This window comes from Burkholderia sola (assembly GCF_905400185.1).
Classification (GTDB): domain Bacteria; phylum Pseudomonadota; class Gammaproteobacteria; order Burkholderiales; family Burkholderiaceae; genus Burkholderia; species Burkholderia sola.
On record NZ_FR989677.1, the window covers coordinates 665,356 to 691,359 of the forward strand.

Consider the following 26,004-nt stretch of genomic DNA (forward strand, 5'->3'; position numbering starts at 1 on the left):
CAGTCGCTGCGCGCGATTCGCGCCGGCAGTACAGTTCGAAGCCCGCTACATTCCGAAGGTGCCGAAATTGGACAACCCCGTGATTCCCGACACATCGCTGCAAACGCATCACGCGCACTGGGCGAAGCTGCGCCGCGATCTGCATGCGCATCCCGAATTGCGATTCGAAGAACACCGGACGGCGGACGTCGTCGCCCGCGAGCTCGAGGCGCTCGGCTATGCGGTGTCGCGCGGGCTCGGCGGCACGGGCGTCGTCGCGAGCCTGCCCGGCGCGGATCCGCGCCGCGGCATCGTGCTGCGCGCCGATCTGGACGCGTTGCCGATCCACGAAGCCAACGACTTCGCGCACGCGTCGTGCACGCACGGGATCATGCATGCGTGCGGCCATGACGGCCATACCGTGATGTTGCTCGGCGCCGCACGCGTGCTGAAGGAACTGCCGCAGTTGCCGGGCACCGTCCATTTCGTGTTTCAGCCGGGCGAAGAGGGCGGCGCGGGCGCGCGCAAGATGATCGACGACGGGCTGTTCGAGCAATACCCGACGGAAGCGGTATTCGGCATGCACAACTGGCCCGGTCTGCCGGCCGGGCATTTCGGGTTGCGCACCGGCCCGATCATGGCCGCGGGCTCGCGCTTCAGGATCACGGTGACGGGCAAGGGCGCGCACGCGGCGCAGCCGCATCTGGGCATCGATCCGGTGCCGCTCGCGTGCTCGATGGTGCTGCAGTGCCAAACCATCGCAGCGCGGCACAAGGACCCTGTCGACCCGGCGGTCATTTCCGTCTGCATGTTCCATGCGGGCACGACGGACAACGTGATTCCGGACACCGCCGAGCTGCGCGGCACGATCCGCACGCTGTCGTCGGCGTTGCAGCAGAAGCTGCAGCGCGACGTGCGGCTCGCGTGCGAAGGGCTCGCGGCGGCCTATGGCGCGCAGGTCGACGTGGAGTTTTTTCAGTACTACCCGGCGACGGTCAACACGCCGGCCGAGACGGCGCTGTGCGAAGCGGTGATTCGCGATACGTTCGGCGAGGCGCGCGTCGAGCGCGACGTGCCGCCGAACATGACGTCCGAGGACTTCGGCTTCATGCTGGAGGAACGGCCGGGTGCGTACGTGCTGATCGGCAATGCGAAGGACGGCGCGGCCTCACCGGCGCTGCATCACCCGAAATACGACTTCAACGACGACATCATTCCGGCCGGCGTCCGGTACTGGGTCGCGTTGGCGCAGCATTACTTCGCGCGATCGCGATGATGCGCGAAGCCGGCATTGAAGTCGGGCCGTGGCGCACGACGACACTTTTGTAACGATTGCTTGATGAAACAGGAAAACGAGATGAACGATTCCGACACGATGCCGGCGCTTCGCTACCGGCGCTTCACCGCCGCGGACGTCCCCGCGGCCCACGCGCTCTCGGTGGCGCTTCGCTGGCCGTTCAGGGCGGAAGACTGGCAGTTTTCCGCCGACACGTCGACCGCATTCGCGGCCGAGGAAAACGGCGTGGTGATCGGCACGGCGATGTGCTGGAAGTACGGTGCGGATCGCGCCGCGATCGGGCATGTGATCGTGTCCGACGCGCATCAGGGGCGAGGCATCGGCCGCAAGCTGATGGAGATCCTCATCGACGAACTTGGGCCGCGCATCACGTTTCTGCATGCGACGCCGGCCGGCCGGCCGCTGTACGAGAAGCTGGGTTTCAACGTGTGCGGATCGTTGAGCCAGTATCAGGGGAACGTGGTGCAGCCGGCCGACGTGGTCCTGCCCGAAGGCGTGCGGCTGCGGGCAGGATCGCCGGCCGACTGGCCGCGCCTCGTCGAGCTGGACGCACGCGCGTCCGGCCTCCAGCGCGATGCGCTGATGGCCGCGCTGTTCCAGCGCGGTGAAAGCGTCGTGCTCGAACGCGATGGCGAGGTGGTCGCGTTTTCGGTGCTGCGGCGCTTCGGTCGCGGCGACGTGATCGGTCCGGTGGCGGCGCCGCGCGCGAGCGACGATGCGTATGCGAAGGCGCTCGTCAGCCATTGGCTGACGCAACGGGAAGGCGAATTCGTCCGCATCGACGTGCCGGACGGGACCGGCTTGCCGGACTGGCTGGCCGAACAGGGTTTGGCGCGGGTCGATACGTGTTCGAAGATGGTGCGCAACGCGCCGGCGTCGGCGCACGAAGGGCCGGCCGACCCCGTCTGCGGACAGTACGCACTCGTCAGTCAGGCGATGCTGTAGTCCTCGGCCGCACGCGCGGGCTTGCCTCGCGCTGCGGTGACGTCAGTGCGTCCGGCCCAGTTGCTCGTCGATCGCGCGGGTCAACGGCGACTGCACGTCTCCGGTGTGCCGCGTCGGCACGGGCTCGATCAGCACGATCCAGCATTCATCGTCGGCGACCGGGTTGTGCCGCGTGCCGCGCGGCACGACGTGCATCCAGTAGACGGGTGTAAGCGCTCGGCATCGCCCGGGACGCCGCTCAACGCGCCAGCGCGGCCACGAAGTCGCGATACGTCCGCAGCGGGCGGCCGAGGATCGCGGTCAGCCGCTCGACGTCGCCGGCCTCCGGCACCATCCCGTCGCTGACGTAGCGCTCGGCCATCAGCCGCATTTCGTACGCCATCCATTTCGGCATGAACGTCGCCAGATTGTCTTCGAACGGCGTGGGATCGTCGCCGCCATACGCAACGGGGCGGCCAAGCGTGTCCGACCAGATCGACGCCAGTTGCGTGCCGGTCAGCGTGTCGGGCCCGACCAGGTTGATGGTGTCGACCGGCAGCTTGCCCGGCGCATCGTTGCGGCGGATCAACTCGATCGCCGCGACTTCCGCGATGTCGCGCACGTCGACCATCGCGACGCCCTTGCCGCCGATCGGCATCGGGTACACGCCGTGCCCGACGATCACGTCCTTCACCATCGATTCGTTGTCCATGAAATACGCGGGCCGCAGGATCGTCGCGCCGAAGCCCATCTGCTCGATCATCCGCTCGGCGCCGAATTTCACCGCGAAGTGCGGCACGTTGACGAAGCGGTCGGCGTGCAGGACCGACAGATAGACGACGCGCTCGATGCCCGCTTCGCGGGCCAGGTTCAGCGCGATCAGCGCCTGCGTGAATTCGTCGCCCGCCACGCCGTTGAGCAGGAACAGCGTGCGCACGCCGGAGAAGGCCGCCCGCAGCGCGTCGACGTCGAGCATGTCGCCCTGCGCGACGGTCACCGCCGCCGGAAAATCGGCCTTGGCCGGATCGCGCACCAGCACGCGTACGTCGGCGCCGCGATCGACGAGTTGACGGACGACCTGGCGGCCCACACGGCCGGTGGCGCCGGTAACGAGAATGGTCATGATGTTCACTCCTGAGATAACGATGGGATTGACTGCCCACGTAAGTTATGTGATCCACCTATGATCCGGAAGATGTGATAAATAGACATATCGTCTCACTGGTGGAACACATGGACCTGCTCGCTCTCGCCGATTTCAATCTCGTCGCCCGCCATGGCAGCTTCGGGGAGGCTGCGCGGGTCGCGGATCGCCCGAAGGCGACGCTGTCGCGCCGCGTCGCGGAACTGGAGAACAGCCTGTCGCTGCGTCTGTTCGAGCGCGGCTCGCGCGGCGTGAAGCTCACGCAGGAAGGGCGCGCGCTCTACGAGCGGACGGGCGCGCTGCTCGCGGAGCTGGCCGACAGCGCATCGGCGATCGCAGCGGGGAGCGAGCGGCCGCGCGGCCGGCTGCGCATCAGCGCGCCGATGCTGTTTTCCCAGTTCGCGATGGGCAAGCTGGTGGCGACGTTCGCGCTGAGATACCCGGACGTCCGGCTGGAGGTGACGACCGAAGACCGGCCCGTCGACATGATCGAGGAAGGGTACGACCTCGTGATCCGCGTGAACCCGGACCCCGACGAGAGCCTGATCGGGCGCGTGTTCCTGCGCGACCGGCTGGTCGTCGTCGCGCGGCCCGAACTGCCGCGGCCGGGCGGCGACGCGCCCGCACCGGCCGTGGTGCGCGGCGCGAACGACACGCGCACTGCCTGGGAGGTCGCCGGGCCGGCCGGGACGGCGCGCATCCCGATCGACCCCGTGGCACGGCTGTCGTCGCTGAGCATGGTGCGCGATACGGTCCGCCTCGGCCTGGGCGCCGCGTGCCTGCCGGCGTCACTGGTGAGCCGCGACCTGGCCGCCGGCACGCTCGTCAGTTGGGGCGACGTGCCGGGTTCCGATATCGCGCTGTGGGCGCTGTATCCGTCCAGGCGATTATTGAGCACGCGCGTGTCCGCGTTTCTCGATCACCTGAAGGACGCGTTTCCGTCAGGTGAGCCGGAAGAACTGGCCGCGTATATCGAACCCGGACAGTGAAACGGCCATGATTGCGGCAGCGCACGCGCGTTGTCGCGACGTCCTGAGCGGAATGCCGTCGCGATCGGCAGCGCATGTGCCGCCGTCCGTCCCGATCCGAACCGCCGCGTTCACGCCGGCTCGGGCTGCGCGCAACACACGCGGTTCCGGCCTTCGCGCTTCGCGCGGTAGAGCGCCATGTCCGCCTGGTGCGACAGCGCGTGCATGGAAGCGTGCCGCGCGCGCCGGCCGGTCGCACAGCCGATGCTGACGGTGAAAGGCGGAACGGTTTCCGCAAACCCGTCGAGCCGGTTGCGTTCCACCTCGCGGCGAATCGCTTCGGCGACCCGCGCGGCGCCGCTTTCATCCGTATCGGGCAACACCGCGACGAATTCCTCGCCGCCGTAGCGCGCGGCGAGGTCACCGCGCCGCCGCGTATGCGCGCGGATGCATTCGGCGAGAAAGCGCAGCGCGGTGTCGCCCTGCGCATGCCCGTGCCGGTCGTTGTACTGCTTGAAGTGATCGGCGTCGATGAACAGCACCGACAGGGTGCCGCCGCTGCCGCGCTGCAACCGCTCCCATTCGTCGGCCAGCGCGGTATCGAGCGCGCGACGATTGCGCAATCCGGTCAACGGATCGGTACGCGTGAGATCGGTCAGCAGCGTCTGCTTGCGGAAATTGTCGCGCAACGCGAAGGCCAGCAGCCAGACCACCGCACCGAACAATGCGCAGATCACGGATGCCGACACGCCGACCGTCCACGACAGGCGCCGGATGCCGGCCAGCACGTCGTGTTCGGCCGGCGCGACGACCGCGATCAACGGGGTGCCCGGTATCCGCTGGTAGGTATACAACCGCACGATGCCGTCGATGCTCGAACGCGCGGGATAGAAGCCGGATTCGCTGTTTACCATCCGCTTGAAGGAGGTCGAGCGACGCAGGAGGTTCATCTGGCCTTCGTTCAACGACGGGTTTCTCGCGAGGATCGTGCCGTCCGCGCGCACGATCGCGCTGACCCCGTTCGGCCCGACATCGAGGCGGGACAGCAACTGCTCGAAGTAGGCGAGATCGACGGCGACGACCGCGATCCCGTCGAACGCATGATCCGGCCGCTCGATGCGTCGCGACAGCGCGATGGATTCCTTGCCGCCGCGCGAGCGTGCGCGATAGGGCTGGGAGACGTAGAGCCCGACGTTGTCCGCATCGCGATGGACCTTGAAGTAGTCGCGATCGGCGAAGTCCCACCGGTGGGTCGTGCTGCAGCATCCGTCGATCAGCCGGCCGCGACTGTCGGTCACGCCCATGCCGGTCACGTATAGCGCGGCGGTGCGCTCGAACAGCAGGTCGTGCCGCAACCCGGCGTCCATGCGCTGCACGGCCGGCTTGCCGAGGTCGGCCGCCAGCGCGATCAGCGCGTTGTTCGACGTTTCGACCGTCCTCGCGATCTGGCTCGCGAGCACGGCCGCGACGTTGCGCGACGTCTCGTGCGCATGCTCGACGACTTCGCTGCGCGCGACCCACAGCGTCACCGCGCTGATCGCGAGCGCCGCAAGCGACATCAGCGTGCCCAACGCGCCGACGACGAACGGGTGGCGTCCGGCCCAGTCGGCGATTTTCTCGATCGAAGTGAATGCGGGCATGCTCGCGCTCGTGTTGAGATGCCGGCTGCACTTGCGCCGGCGCGGGTCCAATTCCCGTTAACGGCACGGTTAACAAAAAATCGAGGCCTGCATGGCTGCCCTTCGACAGCCCGTCGACGACCACGGCACGACGCGACGACGCAAACGTGTGCGGCCACGCGGCCATGCGGCGAGACGGCCCGGGCGCGGCCCTGGACCCGTGCAAATCACGTCGATTGATAACCACACTGCATCAATCCTTCCAAAAATCGCACTTATCGTTTGATCGATACCGCGCCAACATGCCGGAAAACGACAATCGACCAGCCCCTCCCGCGTATTCCAGGATTTTCAGGAGACACCCAGATGCACCCCTCGTCCAGCCTTCCGGCCGAACGCTCGAAGGCCGCCGCGATCTTTCGCGTCACGGCCGGCAACTTTCTCGAGCAGTTCGACTTCTTCCTGTTCGGCTTCTACGCCACGCAGATCGCCAACGTCTTCTTCCCCGCGCAAAGCGAGTTCGCATCGTTGATGATGACCTTCGCCGTGTTCGGCGCCGGCTTCCTGATGCGCCCGCTGGGCGCGATCGTGCTGGGCGCGTACATCGACGAGGTCGGCCGCCGCAAGGGGCTGATCGTCACGCTGTCGATCATGGCGAGCGGCACCATCCTGATCGCGTTCGTGCCGGGCTACGCGACGATCGGGCTGCTCGCGCCCGTGCTCGTGCTGATCGGCCGGCTGCTGCAGGGCTTTTCCGCGGGCGCGGAACTGGGCGGCGTGTCGGTCTATCTGGCCGAGCTCGCGACGCCGGGCCGCAAGGGCTTCTTCACGAGCTGGCAATCGGCCAGCCAGCAGGTAGCGATCGTCATCGCAGCGGGCCTCGGCTTCGCGCTCAATCAGTGGCTGAGCGCATCGCAGATCGGCGCCTGGGGATGGCGCGTGCCGTTCTTCGTCGGCTGCATGATCGTGCCGTTCATCTTCATGCTGCGCCGCAACCTGGAGGAAACCCAGGAGTTCAAGGCCCGCAAGCATCGTCCGGGCATGAAGGAAGTGTTCGGTACGCTGGTCCAGAACTGGGGCGTCGTGATCGCCGGCATGATGCTGGTCGCGATGACCACCACGAGCTTCTATCTGATCACCGTCTACGCGCCGACCTTCGGCAAGACCGTGCTGCATCTGAGCACCGCCGACAGCCTGCTCGTGACGCTGTGCGTCGGCGTGTCGAACTTCGTGTGGCTGCCGATCGGCGGGGCGCTGTCCGACCGGATCGGCCGCCGGCCGCTGCTGGTCGGCATGACGATGCTCACCGTCGTGACCGCGTATCCGGCGCTGTCGTTCCTCGCTCACGCGCCGTCGTTCGTCAACATGCTGCTCGTGCTGCTCTGGCTGTCGTTCATGTACGGGATCTACAACGGCGCGATGATCGTCGCGCTCACCGAAGTGATGCCGGTGCAGGTGCGCGTCGCGGGCTTCTCGCTCGCGTACAGCCTCGCGACGGCCGTGTTCGGCGGCTTCACGCCGGCCATCTCGACCGCGCTCATTCACGCGACGGGCGACAAGGCCGCACCGGGCTACTGGATGAGCTTCGCCGCCGTGTGCGCGCTGCTCGCGACGTTCGCGCTGTATCGTCACCGCACGGCGACGTTGACGCCCGCGCATTGATGTCCGGCCGATCCGGAACGTTCATTCCCACCCACGCATCCGCACGACCACGACCATGAGAAACCTGTTCCTGAAATACTGCGCGACCGCGCTCGTCGCCACCGCGGCGGTCGCGGCCAACGTCCAGGCCGCCGAACTGCACGTGATGAGCTCGGGCGGCTTCACCGCCGCGTACAAGGTGCTCGGCCCGCGGTTCGCGTCCACGACGGGCAATACGCTCGCGACCGCGCTCGGCCCGTCGATGGGCAAGTCGCCCGAAGCGATTCCGAACCGGCTCGCGCGCGGCGAGCCGGCCGACGCCGTGATCATGGTCGGCTACGCGCTCGACGATCTGATCAAGCAGGGCAAGGTCATCCCCGACTCGCGCGTCGATCTGGCCGACTCGCGCATCGGCATGGTCGTGCGCGACGGGGCGGCCAAGCCCGACATCAGCACCGCCGACGGCCTCAAGCAGGTGCTGCTGCACGCGAAATCGATCGCCTATTCGGACAGCGCGAGCGGCGTGTATATCGAACGCGAACTGTTCAAGAAGCTCGGGATCGAGGAACAGGTGAAGTCGAAGGCGAAGATGATCCCGCGGATTCCGGTGGCGTCGGTGGTCGCGAACGGCGACTACGAAATCGGCTTCCAGCAGGTCAGCGAGCTGCTGCCCGTCAAGGGCGCGACCTTCGTCGGCAAGATCCCCGAATCGCTGCAGTCCGTCACGCGCTTCGCCGCCGGCATCCCGGTCGGCGCGCAGCACCCCAAGGAAGCGAAGGCGCTGCTCGACTATCTTGCGTCGCCCGACGTGCAGGCCGACGTGAAGTCGACCGGCCTGGATTCCGTTTCCGCGCATTGAACCCGATCGACGGGAAGGCGCGCATCAGATCGTCTTCCCGTCACTCCCGCCGCCGTCTGCCGCGGCACTGTCTTCATCGGCCGCGTCCGGCAACGCCGGCCCGGCCGCCGCGAGCCGCTGCACCAGACGCGCGCGGTCGCACGCACCTTCCCACACCGACACGAAAATCACCGCGCACGCGTTGCTGATCACGCTGGTCAGCGCGCGCGCCTCCGACATGAAGCGGTCGATGCCGACCAGCAGCGCGACCCCGGCGACCGGCAGGTCGGGCATCACGGCGAGCGTCGCGACCAGCGCGACAAGCCCGCTGCCGGACACGCCGGCCGCCCCTTTCGACGTGACCAGCATGATCGCGAGCATCGTCGCGACCTGCGGCGCGGAAAGCGGGACGTCGCAAGCTTGCGCGATGAACAACGCCGCGAGCGTCAGATAGATCGCGGTGCCGTCGAGATTGAACGAATAGCCGGCCGGCAGCACGAGCCCCACGACGCCCTTGTCGCAGCCGAGCGCTTCCAGCTTGACGATCAGGCGCGGCAGGACCGGCTCCGTGGACGAGGTCGCGAGGACGATCAGCAACTCTTCGCGCAGGTAGCGCAGGAGCCGCCACAGCGCGAATCCGTGCAGTCGCGCGAGCGGGGCGAGCACCAGCGCGACGAACAGCGCGCAGGCCACGTAGAAGCACACCATCAGCTTCGCGAGCGAGCCGACCGAGCCGATCCCGAAGCGGCCCACCGTGAACGCCATCGCACCGAATGCGCCGAGCGGCGCGAGCCGCATGATCATCGCGAGCACGCGAAACACGATCTGCGCGATGCCGTCGATCAGCGCCAGCACGGGCCGGGCGGCGCGCGGATGCGCATTCAGCGAGAAGCCGAACAACAGCGACAGCAGCAGCACCGGCAACACTTCGCCGGTGGCGAACGCGCCGAGCATCGTGTCCGGAATCATGCCGAGCGCGAACGCCACGAGGCTGCGCGGCTCCGCATGCTTCGCATACGGCGCGAGGATGCTCGCATCCAGATGACGGACGTCGATATGCATGCCGGCGCCCGGTTGCAGCACGTAGGCGACGACGAGCCCGAACGCGAGCGCGGCGGCCGTCAACAGATAGAAAAGCGCCAGTGCGCGCACGATCGTGCGGCCGATGGCCCGCCCGTTCGACAGCGACGTGATGCCCGACACGATCGTGCAAAAGACGATCGGCGCGATGGTCATCTTCACGAGCGCGACGAACGCGTCGCTGAGCGGCTTGAGCATCGCGCCCGCCGCCGGCCACACGTGACCGATGCCGATGCCGAGCATCATCGCGAGCAGGACCTGCACGTACAGCGATTTGAACAGCCGGGTCCACCTCACGATGCAGCCTTCCTTCGTTTCCGTTCCGTCGTCGTCATGCCGATGTGCCGCCGCCGGCGTCGCCGCGCTTCGCGTCGACGATCATCCGGTGGAACGCCTCGGCGGCCGGCGTCAGCGAGCGCCCGCGCCGCTTGACGATACCCACGCGCCGCTTCACGGCCGGCTCGACGAGCGGCACGCTCGTGAGGACAGGATGGTCATGCCCCGGCATCGCCATCGACGGCACCGCGGCGACGCCGAGCCCCGCCTCGATCAGCCCGAGCAGGGTCGTGACGTGGCGCGCCTCGCAGACGCTCGGCTTGCGCGGCGCGACGGCCGCCAATGCCTGGTCGAGCAGCAGGCGATTACCGGACGTCTTGTCCACCGACACGTAATCGTGCTCGTAAAGCTCGTTCCAGGTCACGCGCTTCTTGCGCGCGAGCGGGTGGTCGCGGCGACAGGCGGCGACGAACCGCTCCTGGAGCAGCACCTTGAACTCGACCTCCGCCTCCTGGCTGCCGATGAAGCTCACGCCGAAATCCGCCTCGCCGCTGATGACGGCGCCCAGCACTTCGTTGGCGCTGGCGTCGAGCAGCTTCACCCGGATGCGCGGAAAGCGCTGATGATAGCGGGCGATGATGGGTGGCAGGAAATAGTAGGCGACCGACGGTACGCACGCGATCGTCACATGGCCCAGGCGGCTCGACGACACGTCGCGGATGCCGAGCAGCGCGGCGTCGAGATCGTCGAGCAGTTGTTCGGCGCTCTGCGCGAACACGCGGCCGACGGTGGTGAGCGCGACACGGCGCGTGGTGCGCTCGAAGAGCCGCACGCCGAGCGCGTCTTCGAGCTTGTCGATCCGGCGGCTCAACGCAGGCTGGGACAGGCTGACCGCTTCGGCGGCCTTGCGGAAACTGCCGGTTTCCACGACCGCGCGAAACGCCTGCAAGTCCGTCAAATCGAAATTGATGCCCACCGGTCGAACTCCGCCACTCAGATGCGCAGCATTTTGCATGATTCCGTGGGCGTCAGGCGTGTGGCGTCGTCGATGCGGCCGCGTTGGCGCGGCGCGGTGTGCGGCACGGCCGGCCGGAATCGCGCGGGCCGAGCCGCGAATCGGGCCGCCCGACGCCGCTTCCTGATGTACCGTATCGCTTTTGGGCGGGCAATGCGCCAGCGCTGGCGCAGCGCCGGGCCGCTCTCTTCAACGGATTCCAGCATGCGCATTCCGCCGCTCAAGGCCATCATCGCGTTCGAAAGCGTCGCCCGGACCAAAAGCGTGAACCGCGCGGCGGAAGAGCTCGGCCTGACCGCATCCGCCGTCAGTCATCAGCTCAGCAATCTTGAATCGCAGATCGGGCAGCCGCTGTTTCAGCGTTCGGGGCGCGGCCTCGTCCTCACGCCGACCGGCGAACGCTACCTGGCCGATGTCACCGGCTCGCTGGCCGATCTGAGCCGCGCGACCGAGCGCGCGTCGAGCCGAACCGAGGTCGATATCCTGCGCGTGCATTCGAGCCCGAGCTTCGGGCTGATGTGGCTGCTGCCGCGCCTGTCGTCGTTTCAGGAGGCGAACGGCGATATCCAGCTGAACCTCGCGTGCTCGTACGAAAACGTGTCGTTCTCGAACGGCTTCTACGATATCGACGTCCGGCACGGCTACGGCAACTGGGACAACCTCGAGGTCCGGACCGTGCGCGGCGAGTTCATCGCGCCGCTCGCGTCGCCGCGCTATCTCGAACGGCATCCGGTGAACGCGCCGGAAGACCTGCTCGCGCACCGGCTGATCTATTCCGAAACGCCGCTGGTCCAGTGGAAGCAGTGGTTCGGCCGGACCGGCGTGCCGTTGGCGGCGCAGAAGACCTTCGATTTTTCGTTCGACCGTTCGTACATGTCGCTCGAGACCGCCGCGCTCGGCCTCGGCATCGCGCTCGAAAGCCTGATGCTCGCGTCGGTGAGGATCCGCGAAGGGCTGCTGGTGCCGGTGTTCGGCGACGCCCATGCGGTCGAAGTCGGCGCGCATCATCTCGTTTACCCGCGGCAGAACGCGGAACTGCCGCGCGTGAAGCGCTTTCTGGCGTGGATCGAGCGGGAGGTCGCGGCGCACGGCGGGGCGGGCTGAGCGGCGCATCCGTGATTTTGCGTTGCAGCATCGGCGGGCCGCGCGCCGTCATCTGAATTTTTCTCAACTATGGCTGAGCGTTTCCGCGTTGATGCGGGTGTCCGGTGAGCCGACACTCCGGACAACACATCAACACAGGAGACAAGCGATGTTGCTCGACAACCGGACCATCATCGTCACCGGCGCCGCGTCGCCGCGCGGGATCGGCAAGGCCACGGCCCGCGCGCTGGCCGCGCAGGGCGCACGCGTGGCGATCCTCGACCTTCGCCGCGAGGATGCGGAAACGGCCGCCGCCGAACTCGGCGCCCGCCATCTCGGCCTCGCGTGCGACGTGACCGACCGCGACGCGTGCGCGGCGGCCGCTCGCGCGACGCTGGAGCACTTCGGCCGCATCGACGGTCTCGTCAACAACGCCGGCATCACGCAGCCCGTGCGCACGCTCGATATCTCGGCGCGTGATTTCGATGCGATCGTCGACGTGAACCTGCGCGGCACGCTGTACATGTCGCAAGCCGTGCTGCCCGCGATGCAGACGCAGCGCGGCGGCAGCATCGTCTGCATGTCGTCGGTGTCCGCGCAACGCGGCGGCGGCATCTTCGGCGGCCCGCACTACAGCGCCGCCAAGGCCGGCGTGCTCGGCCTCGCGAAGGCGATGGCGCGCGAATTCGGCGCCGACCGCATCCGCGTCAATTCGATCACGCCCGGCCTGATCCAGACCGACATCACCGGCGACAAGCTGACGCCCGACATGCGCGAGGACATCGTCAAGGGCATTCCGCTCGGCCGGCTCGGCGATGCCGCCGACGTCGCCCATGCGTGCCTGTTCCTGCTGAGCGACCTGTCGAGCTATCTGACGGGCATCACGCTCGACGTCAACGGCGGGATGCTGATTCACTGAGAACGGCGCCGCCCGATGCGCGGCGCCGACCATCATGCACCCGGGACAACCCGGGGCCATGGCAGGAGACAAGGATGAGAGCAAAGTACCCCGCATCGCCGGTCCATGGCGAGCCTCTGCAACGGAACGACGCGCAGACGTTCGAAGCGGCGACCTACGCGAAGGTCGCGCGCCGGCTGATCCCGTTTCTGATGTTGTGCTACCTCGGCGCGTATCTCGACCGCGTCAACGTCGGCTTCGCGAAACTGCAGATGCTCAACGACCTGCGCTTCAGCGAGACGGTCTACGGGATGGGCGCAGGCATCTTCTTCCTCGGCTATTTCCTGTTCGAGGTGCCGAGCAATCTGATCCTGCATCGCGTCGGCGCGCGCCGCTGGCTCGCGCGCATCATGCTGACCTGGGCCGTGATTTCGGCGAGCTTCGTGTTCGTCAAATCGCCCGCTGCGTTCTACGCGCTGCGGTTCCTGCTCGGCGTCGCCGAAGCCGGCTTCGCGCCGGGCGTGATCCTGTACCTCACGTACTGGTTCCCGTCGGCGCGGCGCGCGAAGGCGCTGTCGCTGTTCTTCATGGCGATTCCGCTCGCCGGGATCATCGGCGGGCCGCTGTCGGGCGCGATCATGCACTCGCTGCACGGCGCGATGTCGATGGCCGGCTGGAAGTGGCTGTTCCTGCTCGAGGCGCTGCCTTCGTTCGTGCTGGGCTTCGCGATCCTGCTGTATCTCGACGACGGCATCGCCGGCGCGAAGTGGCTGACCGACGCGGAAAAAGCCTTGCTCGCGCGCAACGTGTCGGCCGACGCCGCGCACACCACCGCCCATGTGTCGATTCGAACGTTCGTCGCGGATCGCCGCTTGTGGGTGATGGCCGCGATTTACTTCTGCGTGGTGCTCGGGCAGTACGGCCTCACGTTCTGGCTGCCGACGATCATTCGCAAGGCCGGCGTCGCCGATCCGCTGTGGGTCGGCCTGTTCACCGCGATTCCGTATGCCTGTGCAATCGTCGCGCTGCCGCTGATCGGCATCAGCGCGGATCGTCGCCGCGAGCGCCGCTTCCATCTCGCGGTGCCGATGCTGGTCGCGGCGGCGGGCTTCGCCACGTTGCCGATGCTCGGCAGCGTCGGCGCGTCGATCGTGTGCCTGAGCATCGCGTCGGCCGGCATCCTCGCGTCGTCGTCGCAGTTCTGGTCGCTGCCGACCGCGTTGCTGGGCGGGATGTCGGCGGCGGCGGGCATCGCCGCGGTCAACTGCTTCGCAAATCTAGCGGGCTTCTTCTCGCCGGCGATCGTCGGCTGGCTGAACGACCTGACCGGCAAGTCCACCGCGGGGCTCGTGTTCATCTCGGTCGCGATCGCGGCCGGTGCGCTGCTGGTGTTCGTCGTGCCCCGGTCCGTGAACCGCTGACAACCGCCGATTCATTTGCATTCCTTCCGACCTGATACTGGAGTAATCGATGGCTACCGAAACCATCCATGACGCGGTCCCGCTCGCCGAGCGCGCGTACCGCATCCGACGAAACGCCGTGCTGATGGGCGAAGTGCAGGGGCAGGGCTATGTCGGCCAGGCGCTCGACATCGCCGACGTGCTGGCCGTCGCGTATTTCGGCGCGATGCGCTATCGCGCCGACGATCCCGACTGGGAAGGGCGCGACCGCTTCCTGCTGTCGAACGGGCACTATGCGATCGCGCTGTACGCGGCGCTGTTCGAAGCCGGCATCCTGCCGGCCGCGGAACTCGACACCTATGGCAGCGACGACAGCCGCTTGCCGATGTCCGGCATGGCGAGCTACACGCCCGGCATGGAAATGTCCGGCGGCTCGCTCGGGCAGGGCCTGACGATCGCGGTCGGCCGGTGTCTGGGGCTGAAGCGCAAGGGCTCGGATGCGTTCGTCTACACGCTGTTTTCCGACGGCGAACTCGACGAAGGCGCGGTCTGGGAAGGGCTGATGTCGGCCGCGCACTGGAAGCTCGACAACCTGATCGCAATCGTCGACGTGAACAACCAGCAGGCCGACGGCCCGTCGACGCAGGTCATGGCGTTCGAGCCGCTGGTCGACAAGCTCGAGGCCTTTGGCTGGTACGTGCAACGCGTGGACGGCAACGACATCGACGCGGTGAAACGCGCGTTCGACCACGCGCGCCAGCATGACGCACCGCAGCCGCGCATCATCGTCTGCGACACGAAGATGGGGTGCGGCGTGCCGTTCCTCGAAGCACGCGAGAAAAGCCATTTCATCCGGGTCGATGCGCACGAATGGCAACTCGCGCTCGACGCACTCGAAGCAGGGAGACACGCATGAGCACCGTCGACAACAAGCCGCGCCTGAAGACGTCGGCGATGATCGCCTCCATCGCGGCCGAAGGGCAGGCGACCCGCTCCGCGCCGTTCGGCCATGCGCTGACCGAACTCGCCCGCACGAACGGCAACGTGATCGGCATGACGGCCGATCTCGGCAAATACACCGACCTGCACCTCTTCGCGAAGGCATTCCCCGAGCGGTACTACCAGATGGGCATGGCCGAGCAGTTGCTGATGGGGGCCGCCGCCGGGTTCGCGCACGAAGGCGCGCAGCCGTTCGTCACGACCTATGCGGTGTTTGCGACGCGCCGCGCGTACGACTTCATTCATCAGGCGATCGCCGAAGACGATCTCGACGTGAAGCTGATCTGCGCGTTGCCTGGGCTCACGACCGGCTACGGGCCGAGCCACCAGGCCGCCGAGGATCTGGCGCTGATGCGTGCGATGCCGAACATGACCGTGATCGATCCGTGCGACGCGCTGGACATCGAACAGATGGTGCCGGCCATCGCCGCGCACAAGGGGCCGGTGTATGCGCGCCTGCTGCGCGGCAACGTGCCGGCCGTGCTCGACGAATACGATTACCGCTTCGAACTCGGCAAGGCCAAGCTGCTGCGCGACGGCAACGACGTGCTGCTGATCTCGTCCGGGATCATGACGATGCGTGCGCTCGAGGTGGCGAAGGCGCTCGAAGCCGATCGCGTCGATGTCGCCGTGCTGCACGTGCCGACGATCAAGCCGCTCGACACGGCGACCATCGTCCGCGAGGCTGCGCGAAAAGGGCGCATGGTCATCGTCGCGGAGAACCATACGACGATCGGCGGGCTCGGCGAAGCGGTCGCGACCGCGTTGCTTGCGGCGGGCGTGGCGGTGCCGTTCCGGCAGATCGCGCTGCCGGATGCGTATCTCGCCGCGGGCGCGCTGCCGACGTTGCATGAGCGCTACGGAATCTCGGCTGGCGCGATGCGCGTGAATATCCGGTCGTGGCTCGGGTGATCGGTCGGCCGTTCGACAGCCGCGTGTCGACGCGCAGCGCCCGGGCCGCCTGCGCCGACGCGGGACGCTCGCATTCTGCGCATGAAGCGGCGCAAGCCTCGCGGCTTGCGCCGCTTCATGTAGCGCTTGCGGCGAACCTCCTCACCCCGCCGTCACCTGGATTCGCCGCGGCTTCGCTTCTTCGCGCCGCGGGATGCTCAGTTTCAGCACGCCGTCGCGCAGTTGCGCGTCGATGCGCGACACGTCGAAATCCGGGCTGAGCGTGAATGCGCGCGAGAAGTGCGGATGCTGCACTTCGCCGTGCTGCAGACGCAATCCCGCCGGCGTCGGGACGACGGCTTCCGCTTCGATGGCCAGGCTGCCGTCGTGCACGCGGACGTCGAGCTTGTCGCGCGGCACGCCCGGCAGGTCCGCGTACAGCGTGATGCCGTGCGCATCCTCGACGATGTCGACGGCGGGCGCAATCCGCGTGCGCGGCGTGTCGCGCTGAGCCGCTTCACGGTTCGTCACGGCCGTTCGCGTATCGGCCGAACGGGTCGTCAGTTCAGTGGTGTTGGTGTCACTCATGATGGGGTCCCCTGGATTTCGGTGCAGTTTACCGGTGTAGGCCGATCTAGCTGCGACAAGGCTCTCCGGTCCGCCCTTTAAATAAGGTACTTATTAATCAAAGAGTTGCTGATTGGCTTTGACGCCGTCTGCGCAGCGTCGCGAAATGGAGTTCCGCCTTGCTGGCGAAGCGCCAGTCGCCGTCATCGCCGCGCAATCGTACCCACCCGCCGTATATCTGAACGACGACGTCTTCGCCCCACGTCGCGCGCAAACGGTGCAACCATGTCCGTTGCCGGCTATCGAGCCAGAACGAGTTCGCCTGCTGCGGCAACTGTCCTCCCCGGTGTCGTGACGAGATCCGAGCTCGAAGCCGTCACGTCCGGACCCAGTCTGTCTACCCGATCACCGCAACTCCGTTAGGCAAACTTTCGAGTTATTCGGCTTCCTGAATCAGAAAGCGGGCACGATTCTTCCCTGCAATCCATCGCGGCGCCTTACCGCGGCCACCCCAGGTCGCACCCGTTTTCGGATCACGATACTTAGGTGCCAGCGGCGCGCGCGCTACTGCCGCTACGGCACGTCGGCGACCAAACAGCTGCTCTGCCGTGATGCCGTACTCAGCGATCTGCTCGCGCATCGTTGCAATGACGTTGTCCAGCTCAGCGAGACGTGCTTCTTCTGCTTGCTGTGCCAATGCATCAGCCTGCGCTTTCAATTCAAGATAAGTTGCCATGGAGACAGAGGATAATCAGTTAAACAGCGAATGAGTAGCCTAGTCGGCAAACTCGGTCTCGTCGACACGGTTCCGGCATAACCACAAATACGGTCGGTTTCCGTTTTTCGCGGCACAGGTTCGAAGACGGGTATGCGACGTCCATGTGCAAATGTTGCATTTCATACGTCTCTAGATTTTGATTTCAATGTAAAGCTACGCCCGCACGAGGCACATATATACCCGGTCAGTCGGTTGAGAGCGACTTGAAAATGGAACAAGCGATGAGCGCAACTACCACCTCACTCGAAGCCGTCGTGGACAACATTTCCTCGAAGCTGCGCGACGAGATCAAGCTGCTCGTCGACGCAAAATACGAAGTCGACGAGCTCGCATGCCGCAGTGCGGCCGGTCGGCGTCTCATTGAACCGTTCCACGACGGTGCCTACGGCCCACGGATCGGAGCATCTTTTTTCAGAACCGTCTTTCCGTTCAGCAAACTCGAACCGTGCGGCGATTCGTTTAGCGCGCTTGCGCCTGTTTCGCAGACGATCGGCGCGAGCTGGCGATGGACTACCTCCTCTGTTCCTGAGAACGAGCGACCGGCTCTGCTGGCCAGGTTGCAAGACCCGGCTCGCGCGACGGCAGAAGGCTACGATCGAGCCGAGTTCATCTGGATCAAACCGCTCGGTCTATTTCTGGCGCACGAGGGCAAGAATCGCGTGGGATTCTTCCGCGATATGGGTGCGCAATGGATCCCGGCGCACGTTGCGCCGTACGATTACCCGGCCGCCGATCGCCTCGCGATCTACGCGGCGATGCACGCCCATCAGACCATGTATTGGGTCGTGCTAGACGGCCAACTGCTAGAACCGATCAACCATCCTGCCTGGGTGCTGTCGATCCTGCGGGCCTACGGTGTGGCGGAACATCATCGGTGGCCGCACGAGTTCCCTGCGGTTGACGTGGTCACTGCAGCGCTTACCGAACGCCTGGTCAATCCGGTCTCCAGTCGGCCGGCACCGCTCGACTTGGAGTTGGTCCGTGAGAAAGAGGAATACGAATCGGAAGAGATTCCGTGCTCGATCCTCGACATCGACGCGCTCTCAGCACCATGGTTCTTTCTGAAGGTAATGTTCGGCGTCAGCATCATCGCGATCATGTTGATTTGCATCATGCCAGCAGACTGGTCGAATCTGCGCATAGCGGCCGGAGTCGTCGCCGGCTTGGGCTTTGGCGGCTTGCTAACACCTGGCGTCAAGCTGCTTCGTGCGCCGCGACGGCTCGTCGATCCCTACGCGTCGCTACGCAAATTCTCGCCGCTCGAGCGTAAGGCAGCGGGGATCCGGTGACGTACAACCAAGCCGGCATGGCCGGCCACTTTTCTAACACAGTGTCGAGCTATGCCGATCAAATTGACGCATGAAACAGCGCCGTACATTGCGCGCGACATCGTAGAATCCGGCTCGTTTATCGGCGGCCCGATCCTCGGTGACGCAGGCATGAACGCCTACATTGATGGTGGCCTCTACAACCGCGACCAGGCCGAGCGAACCGGCGCTACCCTGGAATTCGAATGGACTGGACCGGTTTCCGCTGCGCCGGCGAGAGGTGTGCATGAGCCGGATGTGCTGTATGACGAGCGGCCACACCGCGCGTTCATCTTCGTTTGCACACGCAAGCATCTTCGAGTCACTGGCGTGCGGTTCCATTCGGGCCTCTCGTGGCGTGACGCGGTTTACGTGCCATCGAGGCCGACCGCGGCCGCCAGCCTGTCGCCAGCGGCCTGGCTCGCGTGGGCCCGAGCGTGGCAGCCAGGGTGGTTGGACAACCAGGCGGCCGAACTCGAAAGCGCAATGTTGGCTCGGCTGGCGACCAAGCCTTCCGTGTCGATCGTGCCACCGGCGGATTGCCCCTACCTTTTCATCCTGCGCGATCGCGGCTTGATCTGACAGTTGTTTTCATTATTGCCGTTCGATTTTCAGATGCATCGATTAATCTGATGCCTGTCCGTTTGAAAAGTCGATATCCAAGGCCCTATGCCAGACGTCAAGAAAGTGCCGTATTATGAAATTAAGTCGTCGTCCATTCCATTTTCACTGCCGAAGTGGAAGGAATACGCCGGGGCCGATGGATGCGTTCCTTTGAATACAACGCAAGGCATCTGCATGGATCGGCTTGCTCCTGGCCAACCCAAGCCGTTCAAGCTTCCGGAGCCCATGCCGACGAAGCCCGAGACGACGAAAGCGTCGGAGCCGGCAAAGGCGCCACCCGCCAAGCAGGTTCCACCTCCCAAGCCGACAGAGCCAGCCGACGCGGAGGATTGCGAGAATCCCCCACCCTTCGATTTACTGGACGTTCCCACTGCGATGGAGCGGATGAAATGGCCTGTTGCAGCCAAGCTTGCCAGGCGATGGTTCAGCGGCCCGAAACACGTTTGGGATAACAGTTTCAAAACGGACCAACCCTTTGATAACACGATCGTGACGCTTGAATGGGCGCTAAAGTTCGGGAAGGTCCGCGAGCGTTATGACGAGCTTATCTCGAAAAGCATCTACAACGAGAATGCCAGAGTGCTGTTGAGAGATTTGCTGCGGGATGTGGTGAAGGAAAAATTCGGCTCGTCGGTGGATTTTGATTTCCAGACGGTTGGCGACAAGGGCAATCTCGTCGAGTTTTGCAGGAAGTGGCAATTCCAGTGGGTGAAAGTGTCCAGCTTTGACACGACGGGCGGCCTTCCTTATGCGCCGACCGATTTGACCGCTGCCCTGGCCAACTTCAACATCTATGCTGCGATCGGGCGCGTCGAGTTTTCCGGAGACAGATATTACAAATACAACAACCAGGAGAAGACGAAATCGTACTGCGCTGACCTGACTGCATCCATAACCCATATCTACGCCTACATAAAAGACAGCTACTCCTTCAATGACGGGAAGCCGGGATCGAGCAGTCAGTATTTGGGACACTGGAATAAAAGCGGCATGGTGATCACGAATGGTGGGAGAATTCGGAGCTTCTGTACCGGAGCGGCGTGAACTCGAACCTCGGAAATTCGCCCGACGTCGAGTCCAAGATCAAATGGAATTATCTGATTGATGACTTTCTAGATAAACCGATCGATACCCGTAAAGGCATCGTCAAAAAATTTAGAGCGTGCGACGTGCACTATCCTGTTTTCAACCGAACGTACAACGATTGGAGAAACAAGCATAATCGCGGAGAGGATTTCGTGATATATTCAAATCTGCAATATCTCAAGCTGACCAATCCCATTAAGATCAATCTCGGCGAAATATGCAGATCACCAGAAAACATGTAATCGCGATCGCGCTTGTCTTGGTACTAGCGATTCCGTCTCTTGCGTTACGGAAGTCATACGAAGGTTGCGAGAGCTATACGCAGGATCTTAACGGGGGAACGAAAGAGTTCGGTGGCAAGAAGTACAAGATCGAGCTATGTGGGGCGCCCCGCTCTTTTGCCGATGGTGACGAAATTCGACTCCGGGTGATGGGTCCGGCAGGAGACGTGCTGGCGGAGCGTTATTTTGCGGTGCGCACGCTCAACGATGCAGCACCCACGGAACTGCGGTACAGCGACGACAACATTTTCTACTACGACCAGTCGAAGTCGTCTCCGTTGCGCTTCATTGCCATGCCGCCGTCCCGAACGGACTGGTGGACGGCACGCATACCGTTGCTGCAACGACTGCTCGCGTTCTTTTCATAAGATCGGGAGACGCACTCAGACGTCGCGTGTTAGCCGGGCATGGTACTTCGCCGCCTCGCGGCGCATCCGCGCCTCTTCCGGCGACACGTAGATCGACGTGGTGCCGAGCGACATCCGGTCGTGGCTCGGATGATCGGTCGGCCGTTCGACAGCCGCGTGTCGACGCGCAACGCCCGGGCCGCCTGCGCCGACGCGGGACGCTCGCATTCTGCGCATGAAGCGGCGCAAGCCTCGCGGCTTGCGCCGCTTCATGTAGCGCTTGCGGCGAACCTCCTCACCCCGCCGTCACCTGGATTCGCCGCGGCTTCGCTTCTTCGCGCCGCGGGATGCTCAGTTTCAGCACGCCGTCGCGCAGTTGCGCGTCGATGCGCGACACGTCGAAATCCGGGCTGAGCGTGAATGCGCGCGAGAAGTGCGGATGCTGCACTTCGCCGTGCTGCAGACGCAATCCCGCCGGCGTCGGGACGACGGCTTCCGCTTCGATGGCCAGGCTGCCGTCGTGCACGCGGACGTCGAGCTTGTCGCGCGGCACGCCCGGCAGGTCCGCGTACAGCGTGATGCCGTGCGCATCCTCGACGATGTCGACGGCGGGCGCAATCCGCGTGCGCGGCGTGTCGCGCTGAGCCGCTTCACGGTTCGTCACGGCCGTTCGCGTATCGGTCGAACGGGTCGTCAGTTCAGTGGTGTTGGTGTCACTCATGATGTCCTCCGTCATGCGTTCGTGACGTCGTGCTGTTTACTGGACGGTAATCGCCCGCGGCTTCGAGGCTTCCGACTTGCCGACGCTGATCGTCAGGCAGCCGTTCGCATAGCGCGCGTCGATCTTGTCGGGGTCCGCGTGCTGCGGCAGTTCGACCACGCGGCGGAACGCGCCCATGAACCGCTCGTTCGCGTAGACGCGTCGCTCGTCGTCGGTCGTGCCATCGTCCGGGGGAGTCCGCTCGCCGCTGATCGTCAGCAGCCGGCGATCGACCGAGATGTCGATCTTCGCGGGGTCGAGACCCGGCGCGAACGCGACGATCTCGACCGTGTCGTCGGTGCTGCCGATGTTGACGGGGGGAAACGTACCGGGGCGCGGCGCGCGCAGACTGGCCGGAAAGCCCGTAAATGCGCTGGCCATCTGCCGTTGCAGGCGGTCGAATTCCGCCAGCAGATCGGTGGGGAAGAAGATATCGCTCATGACTGGCTCCTGTTGTGCCCCCTGCAGGGGACGAACCGGACCACGCGCTCCAGTTCGTCCATCCGCGAGAGAGTCGCTGACTAACAAATCGAAACACGCAGCGCGAAAACCGCGACTGCCTTGAGCGATACCTAAAATAGGATACGGCGCGTGAATTTCAAGGGGGGGGGCGTCATCCTGATCAACCCTCGGTCAACCTCCGCGCCGACCGCATTCAGCGCGCGAACGGACGTCGCCGGCTCACGGCCGGCCGCGCGCATACAAAGCTTTCAAATCGAAAGATTTGCGGGGGCCGCAGCCACCGAGGCTTGCCTATCGGCCTCGTTCGGCAGCACGGCGCAACATCGACGTGCCGGTGCCGCCGCCGCGCTATACATACCAATCCAGCGTCTTCACGATCCCCGTTTCGAAGCTCTCCGCCGGCCGCCATTGCAATTCGCGGGCGAGCTTCCCCGCATCGATCGCATAGCGCCGGTCGTGACCGGCGCGATCGGTGACGAACCGGACGAGGCGCGCATGCGGTGCGTGTTCGGGCCGCCGCGCGTCGAGCAGCGTACAGATCAGCGCGACGATGTCGACGTTGCGCCATTCGTTGCAGCCGCCGACGGTGTACGTCTCGCCGACCGTCCCGCGCCGGATGACCGCGTCGATCGCACGGCAATGGTCGTCGACGTACAGCCAGTCGCGCACGTTCGCGCCGTCGCCGTACACGGGGATGTCGGTGCCTTCGAGGCAATGACGGATCACGGTCGGAATGAACTTCTCGCCGTGCTGGCGCGGCCCGTAATTGTTCGAGCAGTTCGTCGTGGTGACGGGCAATCCGTACGTATGGAAATAGGCGCGGACGAGATGGTCCGAGCTTGCCTTGGTGGCGGAGTACGGGGAGTTCGGCGCATACGGTGTCGTTTCGGAAAAAGGCGGGTCGTCGGGACCCAGCGAGCCGTACACCTCGTCGGTGCCGATATGGTGAAAGCGGCGGCGCGTGAGGGCGTCGGCCCGGCCGAGTTTTTGCTCGTTCAACCAAAGCTGGCGGCACGCGTCGAGCAGCGTCCACGTGCCGAGCACGTTCGTGCGAACGAATTCGCCGGGGCCGTCGATCGAGCGGTCGACGTGGCTTTCGGCCGCGAAGTGGACGACGGTGTCGATCGCATGGTCGCGTAGCAGCGACTCGACGAGCGGTCGGTCGCAGATGTCGCCGAGGACGAAGCGATGACGATCGGCGCCCGGCAGGGCGTCGCCGAGATTGTCGAGGCTGCCCGCATAGGTCAGCAGATCCAGCGTGACGACGCTGACCTGCGGATCGCTTTCGAGCAGATGCCGGACAAAATTGGCGCCGATGAAACCGGCACCGCCCGTCACGAGAACATGTTTCGGTCGATAGCTCATGAGGTTCGCTTCCAGGTGGCAAACACGTCGGTGAGACCCGCGATCCACGAAGGCGATTCGACCCCGAAGTGTTCTCGCAGGAGGCTGCAGTCGAGCGCGGAATTCGCCGGTCTCGGCGCAGGCAACGGATAGGCGTCGGTCCGGATCGGCCGGACCAGCGGCACACGGTCGATCAGGCCGGCGCGCCGCGCCTCGGTGAAGATCGTTTCGGCGAAGCCGTGCCATGTCGTCACGGGCGTGCCGCACAGGTGATAGGTGCCCCAGCGCAGCGCTTCACCGGCCCGGTATCGCGCCGCGATCGTCAGCAGCGCGTCGGCGATCGCACCGGCATGCGTCGGGCCGCCGTACTGATCGGCGACGACGCCGACGACCTCGCGCTCGCGCGCCAGCCGCAGCATGGTGCGCACGAAATTGCCGCCGTGCGCGCCGAACACCCAGGCGACGCGCAGAATCAGGTGACGGTCGGGCAGTCGCTCGCGCACCGCTTCCTCGCCCGCGAGTTTGCTCCGGCCGTACACGCCGAGCGGCGCGACGGCGGCGGTTTCCGCGTACGGGCCGGGCATGCGGCCGTCGAACACGTAGTCGGTCGACAGATGAATCAACGGAATCCCGAGCGCGGCGCACGCGTCGGCCAGCACGGCCGGCCCGTCGCGGTTCGCCCGCCACGCGGCATCGGGCTCGGCCTCCGCGCGGTCGACGGCGGTCCATCCGGCGGCATTGATCACGAGCGCGGCCCGGTGTTCGTCGAACGCACGGCGCACCGAGCCTGCATCGGCGATGTCGAGCGCGGCGCGCGACAGCCCGACGAGCGGCTGCCCGCCCGCGCGCAACACCAGTTCGCGGCCGACCTGGCCGAGCGCGCCGGTCACGACGATCGTCATCGCGCACTCCCGTATGCGGGCAGCAGCGCCGGCGCGCCGGCTGCCAGTTCGGCGAGCGGAGGCTGCCGCCGATCCTTGTCCGACAACTGATACGGCGCGCCGGCGTCCGGCCAGTCGATGCCGATATCCGGATCGTCCCAACGCACGCCGGCGTCCGAATCGGGATCGTAGTACTGCGTGCACTTGTACGCGAAGTCGGCCTCGTCGGACAACACGCAAAAGCCGTGCGCGAAGCCGGGCGGAATCCACAGCATCCGGTGCGATACGTCGTCGAGCTGCGCCCCGAACCAGCAGCCGAAGCACGGCGAGCCGCGCCGGATGTCGACCGCGACGTCGTAGACCGCGCCGCGTGCCGCGTGCACCAATTTGCCTTGCGGATTCACGCGCTGGTAGTGCAGCCCGCGCAGCACGCCGCGACGCGAGCGCGACTGGTTGTCCTGGACGAAGGTCGCGTCGACGCCGGCGTCGCGCAGCCAGCTTGCCCGGAAGCTTTCGACGAAAAAGCCGCGTGCGTCGCCGAACACGCCGGGCTCGATCAGCAGCACGCCGGGCAACGGCGTTTCGATCACCCGTGTCATGCCGCGACCTCCTTGCTCAGCAGATCGAGCAGATAGCGGCCGTAACCGCTTTTCGCGAGTTTGTGGGCCAGCGTTTCGAGCTGCTCCGCATCGATCCAGCCGAGCCGGTACGCGATTTCCTCGGGACACGCGATCTGCAGGCCTTGCCGTGCCTGCATCACCTGGATGAAATTGGCTGCGTCGAGCAGCGATTCGTGCGTGCCGGTGTCGAGCCATGCGTAGCCGCGCCCGAGTATCTCGACGTTCAGTGCGCCGCGCGCGAGATACGCGAGATTCAGGTCGGTGATCTCCAGTTCGCCGCGCGCGGACGGGCGCACGGCCTTCGCCAGTTCGACGACGTCGTTGTCGTAGAAATAGAGGCCGGTGACCGCGTAATTCGACTTCGGCTCGCGCGGTTTCTCCTCGAGGTCGATCGCGCGGCCGTCCGCATCGAACGACACGACGCCGTAGCGCTCCGGATCACGCACGTAGTAGCCGAACACGGTCGCGCCGGCGGTCCGTGCGGCGGCCTGCTGCAGCAGCGACGACAGCGCGGGCCCGTGATAGATGTTGTCGCCGAGCACGAGCGTCGCCGCGTCGCGACCGATGAACGGCGCGCCGATCACGAACGCCTGCGCAAGACCGTCGGGGCTTGGCTGCGTCGCATACGAAAGGCTCATGCCCCACTGGCTGCCGTCGCCGAGCAGTTGCTGGAACGCGTCGAGATCGCGCGGCGTCGAGATGATCAGCACGTCGCGGATGCCGGACAGCATGATCGTGCTGAGCGGGTAATAGATCATCGGCTTGTCGTACACCGGCATCAATTGCTTCGATACCGAATGCGTGAGCGGGTGGAGCCGGGTGCCCGAGCCGCCCGCCAGAATCAGTCCTTTACGGCCAATCGCTGTTTGCATGAGGTCCCTCGCTGCAAGAGGAA

At 65.5% G+C, this 26,004-nt stretch carries 29 protein-coding genes and 1 pseudogene; 15 read left to right on the forward strand and 15 right to left on the reverse strand.

The window, feature by feature from the left end; genetic code table 11:
* The first annotated feature begins 67 nt into the window (after window positions 1–67).
* Window positions 68–1,255 carry a M20 aminoacylase family protein gene (locus KR541_RS33005; RefSeq protein ID WP_050016884.1) on the forward strand — a complete coding sequence of 396 codons (1,188 nt, stop codon included), beginning with the start codon at window positions 68–70 and terminating at the stop codon, window positions 1,253–1,255.
* A 63-nt stretch (window positions 1,256–1,318) separates the two neighbouring features.
* Window positions 1,319–2,221: a GNAT family N-acetyltransferase gene (locus KR541_RS33010; protein ID WP_050016886.1), complete on the forward strand. Its 903-nt coding sequence runs from the start codon at window positions 1,319–1,321 to the stop codon at window positions 2,219–2,221.
* A 42-nt stretch (window positions 2,222–2,263) separates the two neighbouring features.
* Here KR541_RS33010 and KR541_RS33015 read toward each other — a convergent pair.
* Window positions 2,264–2,428 (reverse strand): annotated as a pseudogene (locus tag KR541_RS33015) (cupin domain-containing protein); the annotation flags it as partial.
* Window positions 2,429–2,459: 31 nt separating this feature from the next.
* The gene (locus tag KR541_RS33020; RefSeq protein WP_176015959.1) at window positions 2,460–3,323 is read right to left on the reverse strand and encodes an SDR family oxidoreductase; all 864 of its coding nucleotides are present in this window, start codon (window positions 3,321–3,323) and stop codon (window positions 2,460–2,462) included.
* Window positions 3,324–3,433: 110 nt separating this feature from the next.
* Between KR541_RS33020 and KR541_RS33025 the strand changes: the two genes are divergently transcribed.
* The gene (locus KR541_RS33025) at window positions 3,434–4,333 is read left to right on the forward strand and encodes a LysR family transcriptional regulator (protein WP_050016890.1); all 900 of its coding nucleotides are present in this window, start codon (window positions 3,434–3,436) and stop codon (window positions 4,331–4,333) included.
* A 110-nt stretch (window positions 4,334–4,443) separates the two neighbouring features.
* On the opposite strand, the gene KR541_RS33030 is transcribed toward KR541_RS33025, so the two are convergent.
* Window positions 4,444–5,952: a GGDEF domain-containing protein gene (locus KR541_RS33030; protein ID WP_050016892.1), complete on the reverse strand. Its 1,509-nt coding sequence runs from the start codon at window positions 5,950–5,952 to the stop codon at window positions 4,444–4,446.
* A 345-nt stretch (window positions 5,953–6,297) separates the two neighbouring features.
* Here KR541_RS33030 and tcuC point away from each other — a divergent pair, with 345 nt between their 5' ends.
* Window positions 6,298–7,593, forward strand: a complete 1,296-nt coding sequence (tcuC, locus tag KR541_RS33035; protein WP_089490404.1) for an MFS transporter — start codon at window positions 6,298–6,300, stop codon at window positions 7,591–7,593.
* Window positions 7,594–7,648: 55 nt separating this feature from the next.
* On the forward strand, window positions 7,649–8,431 hold the full coding sequence (locus tag KR541_RS33040) for a substrate-binding domain-containing protein (RefSeq protein WP_050016896.1): 783 nt from the start codon (window positions 7,649–7,651) through the stop codon (window positions 8,429–8,431).
* A gap of 24 nt (window positions 8,432–8,455) precedes the next feature.
* On the opposite strand, the gene dctA is transcribed toward KR541_RS33040, so the two are convergent.
* The 3 genes from dctA to KR541_RS33055 are packed head-to-tail and all read right to left on the reverse strand — an operon-like array spanning window position 8,456 to window position 10,987.
* Window positions 8,456–9,787: a C4-dicarboxylate transporter DctA gene (gene dctA, locus KR541_RS33045; RefSeq protein WP_213347065.1), complete on the reverse strand. Its 1,332-nt coding sequence runs from the start codon at window positions 9,785–9,787 to the stop codon at window positions 8,456–8,458.
* 34 nt (window positions 9,788–9,821) lie between these two features.
* Window positions 9,822–10,742, reverse strand: a complete 921-nt coding sequence (locus KR541_RS33050; protein WP_050016900.1) for a LysR family transcriptional regulator — start codon at window positions 10,740–10,742, stop codon at window positions 9,822–9,824.
* Window positions 10,743–10,759: 17 nt separating this feature from the next.
* Complete coding sequence (locus KR541_RS33055) at window positions 10,760–10,987, reverse strand: hypothetical protein (RefSeq protein ID WP_150126546.1); 228 nt, start codon at window positions 10,985–10,987, stop codon at window positions 10,760–10,762.
* Here KR541_RS33055 and KR541_RS33060 point away from each other — a divergent pair.
* From KR541_RS33060 to KR541_RS33080, 5 genes are all read left to right on the forward strand, one after another.
* A complete protein-coding gene (locus tag KR541_RS33060; protein ID WP_089490401.1) occupies window positions 10,986–11,885 on the forward strand; it encodes a LysR substrate-binding domain-containing protein in 900 nt (299 codons plus the stop codon). The genes KR541_RS33055 and KR541_RS33060 overlap by 2 nt on opposite strands.
* A 148-nt stretch (window positions 11,886–12,033) precedes the next feature.
* The gene (locus tag KR541_RS33065) at window positions 12,034–12,783 is read left to right on the forward strand and encodes an SDR family NAD(P)-dependent oxidoreductase (RefSeq protein ID WP_050016904.1); all 750 of its coding nucleotides are present in this window, start codon (window positions 12,034–12,036) and stop codon (window positions 12,781–12,783) included.
* A gap of 74 nt (window positions 12,784–12,857) precedes the next feature.
* Window positions 12,858–14,183, forward strand: a complete 1,326-nt coding sequence (locus KR541_RS33070; RefSeq protein ID WP_124630191.1) for an MFS transporter — start codon at window positions 12,858–12,860, stop codon at window positions 14,181–14,183.
* Between the two features lie 49 nt (window positions 14,184–14,232).
* Window positions 14,233–15,078: a transketolase gene (locus tag KR541_RS33075; RefSeq protein WP_089490400.1), complete on the forward strand. Its 846-nt coding sequence runs from the start codon at window positions 14,233–14,235 to the stop codon at window positions 15,076–15,078.
* Complete coding sequence (locus tag KR541_RS33080; RefSeq protein ID WP_089490399.1) at window positions 15,075–16,073, forward strand: transketolase family protein; 999 nt, start codon at window positions 15,075–15,077, stop codon at window positions 16,071–16,073. Before KR541_RS33075 ends, KR541_RS33080 begins: the two co-directional genes overlap by 4 nt.
* A 141-nt stretch (window positions 16,074–16,214) precedes the next feature.
* Here the strand turns inward: KR541_RS33080 and KR541_RS33085 are convergent, their stop codons facing one another.
* Together KR541_RS33085 and KR541_RS33090 are read right to left on the reverse strand one after the other, a co-directional pair.
* Window positions 16,215–16,640, reverse strand: coding sequence for an Hsp20/alpha crystallin family protein (locus KR541_RS33085; RefSeq protein ID WP_216090103.1), 426 nt, complete (start codon window positions 16,638–16,640; stop codon window positions 16,215–16,217).
* A 415-nt stretch (window positions 16,641–17,055) separates the two neighbouring features.
* Window positions 17,056–17,355 carry an H-NS histone family protein gene (locus tag KR541_RS33090; RefSeq protein WP_080334363.1) on the reverse strand — a complete coding sequence of 100 codons (300 nt, stop codon included), beginning with the start codon at window positions 17,353–17,355 and terminating at the stop codon, window positions 17,056–17,058.
* 263 nt (window positions 17,356–17,618) lie between these two features.
* Between KR541_RS33090 and KR541_RS33095 the strand changes: the two genes are divergently transcribed.
* From KR541_RS33095 to KR541_RS33110, 5 genes are all read left to right on the forward strand, one after another.
* The gene (locus tag KR541_RS33095) at window positions 17,619–18,686 is read left to right on the forward strand and encodes a hypothetical protein (protein WP_050016915.1); all 1,068 of its coding nucleotides are present in this window, start codon (window positions 17,619–17,621) and stop codon (window positions 18,684–18,686) included.
* Between the two features lie 51 nt (window positions 18,687–18,737).
* Window positions 18,738–19,286, forward strand: a complete 549-nt coding sequence (locus tag KR541_RS33100; RefSeq protein WP_089490398.1) for a hypothetical protein — start codon at window positions 18,738–18,740, stop codon at window positions 19,284–19,286.
* Between the two features lie 87 nt (window positions 19,287–19,373).
* Window positions 19,374–20,372 (forward strand): DUF6402 family protein, encoded by a 999-nt coding sequence (locus KR541_RS33105; protein ID WP_252996707.1) that lies wholly within the window; start codon window positions 19,374–19,376, stop codon window positions 20,370–20,372.
* Window positions 20,369–20,656, forward strand: a complete 288-nt coding sequence (locus KR541_RS36845) for a DUF6402 family protein (RefSeq protein ID WP_252996708.1) — start codon at window positions 20,369–20,371, stop codon at window positions 20,654–20,656. Before KR541_RS33105 ends, KR541_RS36845 begins: the two co-directional genes overlap by 4 nt.
* Complete coding sequence (locus tag KR541_RS33110; RefSeq protein WP_124555811.1) at window positions 20,632–21,063, forward strand: hypothetical protein; 432 nt, start codon at window positions 20,632–20,634, stop codon at window positions 21,061–21,063. The genes KR541_RS36845 and KR541_RS33110 overlap by 25 nt, the downstream gene beginning before the upstream one ends.
* Before the next feature lie 15 nt (window positions 21,064–21,078).
* Here the strand turns inward: KR541_RS33110 and KR541_RS33115 are convergent, their stop codons facing one another.
* From KR541_RS33115 to rfbA, 7 genes are all read right to left on the reverse strand, one after another.
* Window positions 21,079–21,270, reverse strand: coding sequence for a hypothetical protein (locus KR541_RS33115; RefSeq protein ID WP_124592782.1), 192 nt, complete (start codon window positions 21,268–21,270; stop codon window positions 21,079–21,081).
* A 67-nt stretch (window positions 21,271–21,337) separates the two neighbouring features.
* Complete coding sequence (locus KR541_RS33120) at window positions 21,338–21,763, reverse strand: Hsp20/alpha crystallin family protein (RefSeq protein WP_050016913.1); 426 nt, start codon at window positions 21,761–21,763, stop codon at window positions 21,338–21,340.
* A gap of 36 nt (window positions 21,764–21,799) precedes the next feature.
* The gene (locus tag KR541_RS33125) at window positions 21,800–22,243 is read right to left on the reverse strand and encodes an Hsp20/alpha crystallin family protein (protein ID WP_050016923.1); all 444 of its coding nucleotides are present in this window, start codon (window positions 22,241–22,243) and stop codon (window positions 21,800–21,802) included.
* 369 nt (window positions 22,244–22,612) lie between these two features.
* Window positions 22,613–23,629: a dTDP-glucose 4,6-dehydratase gene (gene rfbB, locus KR541_RS33130; protein WP_050016925.1), complete on the reverse strand. Its 1,017-nt coding sequence runs from the start codon at window positions 23,627–23,629 to the stop codon at window positions 22,613–22,615.
* Window positions 23,626–24,510 (reverse strand): dTDP-4-dehydrorhamnose reductase, encoded by an 885-nt coding sequence (gene rfbD, locus KR541_RS33135; RefSeq protein WP_124630953.1) that lies wholly within the window; start codon window positions 24,508–24,510, stop codon window positions 23,626–23,628. The genes rfbB and rfbD overlap by 4 nt, the downstream gene beginning before the upstream one ends.
* The gene (gene rfbC, locus KR541_RS33140; RefSeq protein WP_050016929.1) at window positions 24,507–25,088 is read right to left on the reverse strand and encodes a dTDP-4-dehydrorhamnose 3,5-epimerase; all 582 of its coding nucleotides are present in this window, start codon (window positions 25,086–25,088) and stop codon (window positions 24,507–24,509) included. Before rfbC ends, rfbD begins: the two co-directional genes overlap by 4 nt.
* Window positions 25,085–25,981 (reverse strand): glucose-1-phosphate thymidylyltransferase RfbA, encoded by an 897-nt coding sequence (rfbA, locus tag KR541_RS33145; RefSeq protein ID WP_124630955.1) that lies wholly within the window; start codon window positions 25,979–25,981, stop codon window positions 25,085–25,087. The genes rfbC and rfbA overlap by 4 nt, the downstream gene beginning before the upstream one ends.
* Between the last annotated feature and the right edge of the window lie 23 nt (window positions 25,982–26,004).